Here is a 7,869-nt window from a genome sequence, read left to right as displayed (position 1 = left end):
CGGCGGCCCCGGCGCCTCCAGCGCCGCCGACCCCACCGGTGCCGAAGATCCCCGCGGCCCCGCCGTTGCCTCCGGCAACCCCCGCGGTGGTGCTGTCAAAGCCGGTGCCGCCGTCACCGAACAGCCACCCGCCGGCGCCGCCGTCGGGATGCTCGACGGTGCCGGCAGCGCCATCGCCGATCGCGTAGGAGCCCAGCAGCTGGTTGATCACGGCGCTGACCTGCTGGCCGGCGTCACTGTCGAGCCACTGGTCGATACCGGTGTGAATCGGGGTGTAGATCAACTCTTGGAACAATGCGGTCAAGTCGGCGTCCCACGCCGTGGTGGACGAGAAAGCCTGCCAGTCAAGGGTGTTCGTCGCCGGCTCGATAAGCGGCGAGAACACCTCACCGATCACCTCGTCGACGAGGTCGGCCTGCGCTGCAGGCGGAGCGGCCAGCGGGAGCAACCCCAAGGTGAACAACGCGCCGGCGGCCGTTGCGGCACCGATCCGGGTACGGACACCCGGCTCGGGCTTCGAGCGGGCGTGATCACGGGTGGTCATTGCGTCCTCGCTCAGTGCTCGAGCTGACGTGCGACCGCCAGCGCACCAACACCGTAAGTGCAACATAATGTCGCACTTCGTGAGGGGGACGATGCCACGCGTCACCTACGCTGTCAACCATGGCGGCTGGATCTTCCGTAGCAGGTGGCAGGGCTCGCACGCGATCGGACGTCGTCGAAAATCGGCTGCGGATTATCGAGGCGGCAACGGATTTGCTCGCCGGAAACCCGAATGCGTCGGTGCAGGAGATCGCGGATGCCGCCGAACTCAACCGAGCCACCGTGTACCGGCATTTCCCCAACCGGGAAGAGCTGGTCGCAGCGATCCACGACGCAGCGGTCGCCGCGATGCGTGCGCTTTACCTCTCGTTGCCCACCGACGGCCCGGTGTTACCGAGCCTGATCGAGTTGGTGGGACCCGCCATTGAAGCCGGCCACCGCTACCGGGTTTTGATCCTGACCCCGATCGCCGACTCCCGACGATTGATTCCCGAGGCCCAGGCCGTCGGGCTGCTCGCAGCGGCCGTCCACCGAGCACAGCTCGCCGGCGAAATCGACCAGCGGATTAATCCCGTCGTCGCGGCGACCAACTTCGGTGGCCAGGTTCTTGGCGCTGCCCTGCTGATCGCCCGCGGAATCGTCGCGCCAGACGAAGCGATCGCACAAACCCGGCTGGCCCTGCAGAAGTCGTTGACGGCCTAATCCGCCTGCGGCGACTCTTCTTCCGGGTCCTGGGGGCCCTCGGCCAACAACCGGACAAAACCCTCTTCGTCCAGGATCGGGACTCCGAGTTCGACGGCCTTGTCGTACTTCGATCCCGGCGCATCGCCGGCCACGACGTAGGCGGTCTTCTTCGACACCGAACCGGCCGCGCGGCCACCGCGGGCGATGATCGCCTCTTTGGCCTGGTCGCGGGAGAAGCCGGTCAGCGAGCCCGTCACCACGATGCTCAGCCCCTCCAGCGTGCGTTCGATACTCGCGTCGCGTTCGTCGGCCATCCGTACCCCGGCGGCCCGCCACTTGTCGACGATCGCGCGGTGCCAGTCGACGTCGAACCATTCGGTGACCGCGGCGGCGATGGTGGGGCCGACGCCCTCGACGGCGGCCAACTGCTCGGTGGACGCCGCGGTGATGGTGTCGAGGCTGCCGAATTCCGTGGCCAGTGCCCGGGCTGCCGTCGGTCCGACGTGCCGGATCGACAACGCCACCAACACCCGCCACAGCGGTTGGTGTTTGGCCTTGTCGAGGTTGGCCAGCAGTTGCCGGCCGTTCTTGGACAGCGCACCGCTTTTGGTGGTGAACAACTCGGTGCGCAGCAGGTCGTCTTCGGTGAGGGTGAACAGATCGCCCTCGTCGGTGATGACGCCGGCGTTCAGCAGTGCGATCGCCGCTTCGTAACCCAGTGCCTCGATATCGAAGGCACCGCGTCCGGCGACGTGGAATACCCGTTCGCGCAGCTGCGCCGGGCAGGACCGGGCGTTGGGGCAGCGGATGTCGACGTCGGCCTCCTTGGCCGGGGCCAGCAGCGTTCCGCATTCCGGGCAGTGGGTCGGCATGACGAACTCGCGCTCGCTGCCGTCGCGCAGGTCGACCACGGGTCCGAGCACCTCGGGGATCACGTCGCCGGCCTTGCGGATCACCACCGTGTCGCCGATCAGCACGCCTTTGCGCTTGACCTCCGAGGCGTTGTGCAAGGTGGCCAGTCCCACCGTCGAGCCGGCGACCTTGACCGGGGTCATATAGGCGAACGGAGTGACCCGGCCGGTGCGGCCGACGTTGACCCGGATGTCGAGCAGGGTGGTCTGCGCCTCCTCCGGCGGGTACTTGTAGGCCACCGCCCAGCGCGGTACCCGGGAGGTGGCGCCGAGCCGGCGCTGCAGGGCCCGATCGTCGACTTTGACGACGACACCGTCGATTTCGTGTTCGACGGTGTGCCGGTGCTCACCCCAGTAGCTGATCCGTTCGGCCACCGCGGCCATCCCCTCGACGCGGGCCGTGTGGGTGGAGACCGGCAGCCCCCAGGCCTTCATCGCGGTGTAGGCCTCATGAAGACTGTCGGGGCTGAATCCCTCGGTGTAGCCGAGGCCGTGGCAGACCATCCGCAGGTTGCGTCGGGCGGTGACCGCCGGGTTCTTCTGCCGCAGTGAGCCCGCCGCGCTGTTGCGCGGGTTGGCGAACGGCGCCTTGCCCTCGGCGACCAGTCCGGCGTTGAGGTTTTCGAAGTCCTCCAGCCGGAAGTACACCTCACCCCGTACCTCCAACACGGCCGGGACGGGGAATTCGGTGTCGGGGTTGAGGAATTCGGGGACATCGACGATGGTGCGCGCGTTGAGGGTCACGTCCTCACCGATCCGGCCGTCGCCGCGGGTGGCCCCGCTGCTCAGCCGGCCGTTGCGATACACCAGCCCGAGCGCCACCCCGTCGACCTTGAGTTCGCACAGGTAGGCGGTGTCGCCGCCGATCTCACCGATGACCCTGCCCGCCCAGGCCGTCAGCTCCTCGGGTGAGAACACGTCTTCCAGCGACAGCATCCGCTCCAGGTGCTCGGCGGGGGTGAACTCGGTGGTGAATCCGGCACCGCCGACGAGTTGGGTGGGTGAGTCGGGGGTGCGCAGCTCCGGGTGCGCGTCCTCCAGCGCGAGCAGCCGGTTGAACAGCTCGTCGAAGTCGGCGTCGGCGATGATCGGCGCGTCTTTGACGTAGTAACGGAACTGGTGTTCACGCACCTCTTCGGCCAGTTCATACCACTGCCGCCGGAGGTCGGGGGTGACGCTGTCGGCCTCTGGGCTCACCCCCGAAGGTTATCTGCTGGCTACGCTGGCGGCATGCCGCACCCGATCATGTACCGCGATGACGATCCTGGTCTGGCGGAGCTGCGGCGCATCGCGCTGGGGTTTCCCGAAGCGTTCGAGAAGATCTCCCACGGCCGCCCGGTGTTCTGCGCTCCGAAGATGTTCGCGGTCTACGGCGGCAACTCCAAGGCCACCGGCGCGATGGTGCCCTACCCCCATGCGCTGCTGGTCAAAGTCGACGAGTCCGAGCGGCGGGCGCTGGAGCAAGACCCGCGGTTCTTCTCTCCGATGTATCTGGGGCCGTCCGGTTGGCTGGGACTGGATTTCCTTGCGTCCTCAGTGGATTGGGACGAGGTGGGCGAGCTGGTGGACGCGTCGTTTCGGCTGACCGCGCCGCAGCGGCTGATCCGGCTCCTGGACGGGGGCGCTTAGATCGCCTCGGGGTCGCTGGCCAGCGCCTCGCCCACCTTGCGCACCAGCCCTACTGCGGTGCGCGCCCACGCGGCGCTGGCGCCGGCCAACCCGCAGACCGGGCTGATGCCGACTCGCTCGGCCAGTACCGCGCGGGCGAATCCGATCCGGTCGGTGATCGCCGCGACCGCGGCGGCGAGTTCCTCCATCGACGGGCGCCGCGCCGGAGCAAGCGCGGGAACCAGCCCCATCACCACGGTGCGGCCGGCGTCGACGAACGCACCGATCTGGTCGTAGTCGGCGGACTCCAACGCGGTGCAGTCGAGCGCCAGCGCGGTGATAGAGCTGCGCTGCAACACATTCCAGGGGAGTCCCGCCGCGCAACTATGCACCAGCACCTCGCCGCCGATGGTCTCGGCGCAGCCGTCGAGCAGCGCGGTGGCCACCGCCTCGTCGATGGCGGCCACCGGGCTCAATGCAGTCACCCCGGCCAGCCGGCCGGTCACCGCCGCGGTCAGCGATGGCTCGTCGAGCTGCACCACCACCGGCGTGTCGAGGCGACGCGCCAGACCTGCCCGGTGCGTCTTCAGCCCCTCGGCCAGCGATGCGGCGAGGTCCCGCACCGCGCCGGGGTCGGTGATTGCCCGGTGCCCATTCGCCAGCTCCACCTCCGCAGCCAGGGTCAGAGGCCCAGCCGCCTGCACCTTGACCGGGTGCCCGCTGCCCCGCAGGCCGGCGACTTCCCACGCCTCCTCGAGGGCGTCGACGTCCTCGCCGAGCAGGCTCACCGCGCGCCGGGTCACCGCGCCGGGGCGCGCCGCCAGCCGGTAGCCGCGCGGGGCGGTGTCGATGGCGATGTCGACCAACAGCGCGCCGGCCCGACCGATCATGTCGGCGCCCACGCCGCGGCCCGGCAGCTCGACCAGGTGGGCCAGACTGTCGCCCAGCTCACCGACCACCACCTCGGCCGCCGCGCGGGCCGAGGTGCCCGGCCACGACCCCAGTCCGGTCCCGGTGGCGAAAGCACTCACCGGGCAACCGTATTGAAGTGACATAGCCCTGGGCACGGCGGGCTAGCCTTCGAGGGTGAAGATGTCGCGGCTGGTTCCGATCTGGGCGGTGACGGCAGCGGTGGTGGGCTGTACCCGGCTGGTCGGCGGGACGGCGCTGCCACCCGCGGCGCTGCCGGCGCCCGACGGCGCGGTGGATCTCGGCCGGGTCATGCTCGGCACGCCCCGGATGCGGGCCATCGTCGGCGCCGACGAACAGCTGACGGTGATCCCCACCATGGATTCCAGCTCCCCAACGGACATCGACGACCTCGCCGCGACCATCCCGCCGCCGTGCCGTTTCGTCTTCGTCGAGACCGCGGTGTTCGGCTCCGCGCCGACGCGTTTCCACAAAACCACCTACCAGTACCCGCCCAAGGCGGCGATGGTCTCCGAAGGCGCGGCCGTCTACCCCGACGCCGAAACAGCCCACCACGCTCTCGACGCTTTGGTGGCCACGGTGGCCGAGTGCGCCGACACCTCGGCCGGGCCGGGACTGGTCAGCGACTGGGATGCCGACGACGAGTCCCTGCGCACCCACGCCGGGGACTGTGGCCGGGCCTACCAGGTCAAGTCGGTGGTCCTGTTGGAGGTCACCTACTGCGGCTTTTCGGCGTCCGACGCCGACCTGGTGGTGACGAATATGGCTTCGGCGGTGCCCGGTTAGGCGCGATTCCCCGCGCCGAACGTGCATTCAGGGCGAAAAAACCGCCACATCGCCGCACTCAGTACACGTTCGGCGCTAAAGGCTGACCCTATGCGCCGGTGGCTGCGATCGTCGCACTGGCGATCACTTCGTCGCCTTGCGCGTCCGGGCGGTAGCAGGCCAGGGTCTGGCCGCGGGCCACGCCGCGCAACGGCGTGCGCAGTCGCACCTGCAACATGTCGCCGACCAGTTCGGCCACCGCGCCGACGGTCTCACCGTGGGCGCGCACCTGCACCTCGCACTCGACCGGGCCATGCCACGGCCGCCCGGAGGTGAATACCGGTGCCCGCCCGGTGAGCTCCACCACGTCCAACTCGGCGGCGGGCCCGACGGTGACGGTGCCGGTCGCGGCGTCGATACCGGTCACATAGCGCGGCTGGCCGTCCGGGCCTGGCCCGGCGATGCCCAGGCCCTTGCGCTGGCCGATGGTGAAACCGTGCACCCCGTCGTGTTCGGCCAGCACCGACCCGTGAGTGTCCACCACGGCCCCCGGCCGTACGCCGATGTGGCCGCCGAGGAAGGTGCGGGTGTCGCCGGTCGGGATGAAGCAGATGTCATGACTGTCGGGCTTACTCGCCACCGCCAGACCACGTTCGGCGGCCTCAGCGCGGATCTGTGGCTTGGGGGTGTCCCCGATCGGGAACGCGGCGTGCCGGAGCTGCTCGGCGGTCAGCACCGCGAGCACGTAGGACTGGTCCTTGTCGGCGTCCACCGCGCGCCGGAGTCGACCGTCGGCGAGCCGGGCGTAGTGGCCGGTGGCCACCATGTCGAAGCCCAGAGCGAGGGCTCGGGCGGCCACCGCGGAGAACTTGATCTTCTCGTTGCACCGCATGCACGGGTTGGGCGTCTCGCCGCGGGCGTAGGAGTCGACGAAGTCGTCGATCACCTCGTCCTTGAACTGCTCGGAGAAGTCCCACACGTAGAACGGGATGCCCAGCACGTCGGCGACGCGGCGGGCGTCGTCGGAGTCCTCCCGCGAGCAGCACCCCCGCGAGCCGGTGCGCAGGGTGCCCGGATTGCGCGACAGCGCCAGATGGACGCCGACCACGTCGTGCCCGGCGTCGACCATGCGGGCCGCGGCGACCGATGAATCGACCCCGCCGCTCATCGCGACGACTACCTTCACCGGGCCACCCTCATCGCGCTCACTCCCGCGGCGGCCAGCATCGCCTGGCGGGCCCGCTCCACCGCGCCGGGCAGCACCGCCAGCACGGCGTCGACGTCGCCGTCGACGCTGGTGTGTCCCAACGACAGTCGCAGCGATCCACGGGCGGCGACCGGATCGGCACCCATCGCGGTCAGGACGTGCGAGGGCTGCGGCACACCAGCGGTGCAGGCCGATCCGGTGGAGCATTCGATGCCGTTGGCGTCCAACAACATCAGCAGGGAGTCGCCTTCGCAGCCGGCGAAGGTGAAGTGCGCGTTGCCGGGCAGCCGTTGAGTGCGTGACCCGTTGACCCGGGTGTTGTCGATCCGGGCGAGCACTCCGTCGATGAGCCGGTCACGCAGGCCCGCAACACGGTCGGCGGTGGCCTCCAACGAGCCCACCGCGGCCTGAAGCGCCGCGGCCATTCCGACTGCCCCGGCGACATCGGGTGTGCCGGAACGGATGTCACGCTCCTGCCCACCACCGTGCGTGAGCGGGACACAGGCTACGTCACGACGAATCAGCAGTGCGCCGGTCCCGCACGGGCCGCCGAACTTGTGGGCGGTCAGGCTCAGCGCGGACAACCCACTGGCGCCGAAATCGACCGGCAACTGCCCGACCGCCTGGACGGCGTCGGAGTGCATCGGCACTCCGAACTCAGCCGCGATCAAAGCCAGTTCGGCGACCGGCAACACCGTTCCCACTTCATTGTTGGCCCACATCACCGACACCAGGGCGACGTCGTCGGCCCGGCCGGCATCCAATTCCTCGCGCAGCGCGTCCGGTGACACCGAGCCGTCGGCGTCGGTGGGCAGCCAGGTGATCTCGGCGCCCTCGTGTTCGGCGAGCCAGCCCACCGAGTCCAGCACCGCGTGGTGCTCGACCTCGGTGGTGATGATCCGGCGTCGCCGCGGATCGGCGTCGCGGCGGGCCCAGTAGATGCCCTTGACGGCCAGGTTGTCGCCGTCGGTGCCGCCGGCGGTGAACACCACCTCGGACGGGCGCGCACCCAGCCGTGCCGCGATGGACTCGCGGGACTCCTCCATCCGGCGGCGCGCGGCGCGGCCTGCGGCGTGCAGCGAGGAGGCGTTTCCGACGGTTCCCAGCACAGCTGCCATCGCCTCGATGGCTGGCGGGTGCATCGGGGTGGTGGCGGCGTGATCCAGATAGACCATGACCTGCCCAGGATACCGGGCACGCGCAGCCGCCCCGGCGCTGCGG

The 7,869-nt window shown here is 69.8% G+C and carries 8 protein-coding genes; 3 read left to right on the top strand and 5 right to left on the bottom strand.

Going from position 1 to position 7,869, the window contains the following annotated elements; genetic code table 11:
• Nucleotides 1-544 (bottom strand): PGRS repeat-containing protein (locus tag ABW16_RS27725; protein WP_047319057.1); only part of this gene is annotated, 544 nt, incomplete at its 3' end.
• 119 nt (nt 545-663) lie between these two features.
• On the opposite strand from ABW16_RS27725, the gene ABW16_RS10335 reads away from it, so the two are divergent.
• Nucleotides 664-1,245, top strand: a complete 582-nt coding sequence (locus tag ABW16_RS10335; RefSeq protein ID WP_047319056.1) for a TetR/AcrR family transcriptional regulator — start codon at nt 664-666, stop codon at nt 1,243-1,245.
• Here the strand turns inward: ABW16_RS10335 and ligA are convergent.
• Complete coding sequence (ligA, locus tag ABW16_RS10330) at nt 1,242-3,335, bottom strand: NAD-dependent DNA ligase LigA (RefSeq protein WP_047319055.1); 2,094 nt, start codon at nt 3,333-3,335, stop codon at nt 1,242-1,244. The genes ABW16_RS10335 and ligA overlap by 4 nt on opposite strands.
• A 33-nt stretch (nt 3,336-3,368) precedes the next feature.
• On the opposite strand from ligA, the gene ABW16_RS10325 reads away from it, so the two are divergent.
• Nucleotides 3,369-3,767, top strand: coding sequence for an MmcQ/YjbR family DNA-binding protein (locus ABW16_RS10325; protein WP_047319054.1), 399 nt, complete (start codon nt 3,369-3,371; stop codon nt 3,765-3,767).
• Here ABW16_RS10325 and ABW16_RS10320 read toward each other — a convergent pair.
• Complete coding sequence (locus ABW16_RS10320; protein WP_047319053.1) at nt 3,764-4,777, bottom strand: uroporphyrinogen decarboxylase/cobalamine-independent methonine synthase family protein; 1,014 nt, start codon at nt 4,775-4,777, stop codon at nt 3,764-3,766. The two genes, ABW16_RS10325 and ABW16_RS10320, sit on opposite strands and share 4 nt — an antisense overlap.
• Nucleotides 4,778-4,838: 61 nt before the next feature.
• Between ABW16_RS10320 and ABW16_RS10315 the strand changes: the two genes are divergently transcribed.
• The gene (locus ABW16_RS10315; protein WP_047319098.1) at nt 4,839-5,462 is read left to right on the top strand and encodes a sensor domain-containing protein; all 624 of its coding nucleotides are present in this window, start codon (nt 4,839-4,841) and stop codon (nt 5,460-5,462) included.
• An 88-nt stretch (nt 5,463-5,550) separates the two neighbouring features.
• Here ABW16_RS10315 and mnmA read toward each other — a convergent pair whose 3' ends face one another.
• Both mnmA and ABW16_RS10305 read right to left on the bottom strand, forming a co-directional pair.
• On the bottom strand, nt 5,551-6,627 hold the full coding sequence (gene mnmA / locus ABW16_RS10310; RefSeq protein ID WP_047319052.1) for a tRNA 2-thiouridine(34) synthase MnmA: 1,077 nt from the start codon (nt 6,625-6,627) through the stop codon (nt 5,551-5,553).
• On the bottom strand, nt 6,624-7,823 hold the full coding sequence (locus ABW16_RS10305; RefSeq protein WP_047319097.1) for a cysteine desulfurase family protein: 1,200 nt from the start codon (nt 7,821-7,823) through the stop codon (nt 6,624-6,626). Before ABW16_RS10305 ends, mnmA begins: the two co-directional genes overlap by 4 nt.
• Nucleotides 7,824-7,869: the final 46 nt, after the last annotated feature.

This window comes from Mycolicibacter heraklionensis (assembly GCF_001021505.1).
Lineage (GTDB): Bacteria > Actinomycetota > Actinomycetes > Mycobacteriales > Mycobacteriaceae > Mycobacterium > Mycobacterium heraklionense.
The sequence above is the reverse complement of the archived record's forward strand: the minus strand, read 5'-3'. Positions and strand labels throughout refer to the sequence as shown.

Bases quoted from the DNA above. Each gene is read 5' to 3' on its own strand.
- ABW16_RS10335 (WP_047319056.1), top strand. From the start codon at position 664: ATGGCGGCTGGATCTTCCGTAGCAGGTGGCAGGGCTCGCACGCGATCG.
- ABW16_RS10325 (WP_047319054.1), top strand. From the start codon at position 3,369: ATGCCGCACCCGATCATGTACCGCGATGACGATCCTGGTCTGGCGGAG.
- ABW16_RS10315 (WP_047319098.1), top strand. From the start codon at position 4,839: ATGTCGCGGCTGGTTCCGATCTGGGCGGTGACGGCAGCGGTGGTGGGC.
- ABW16_RS10305 (WP_047319097.1), bottom strand. From the start codon at position 7,823: ATGGTCTATCTGGATCACGCCGCCACCACCCCGATGCACCCGCCAGCC.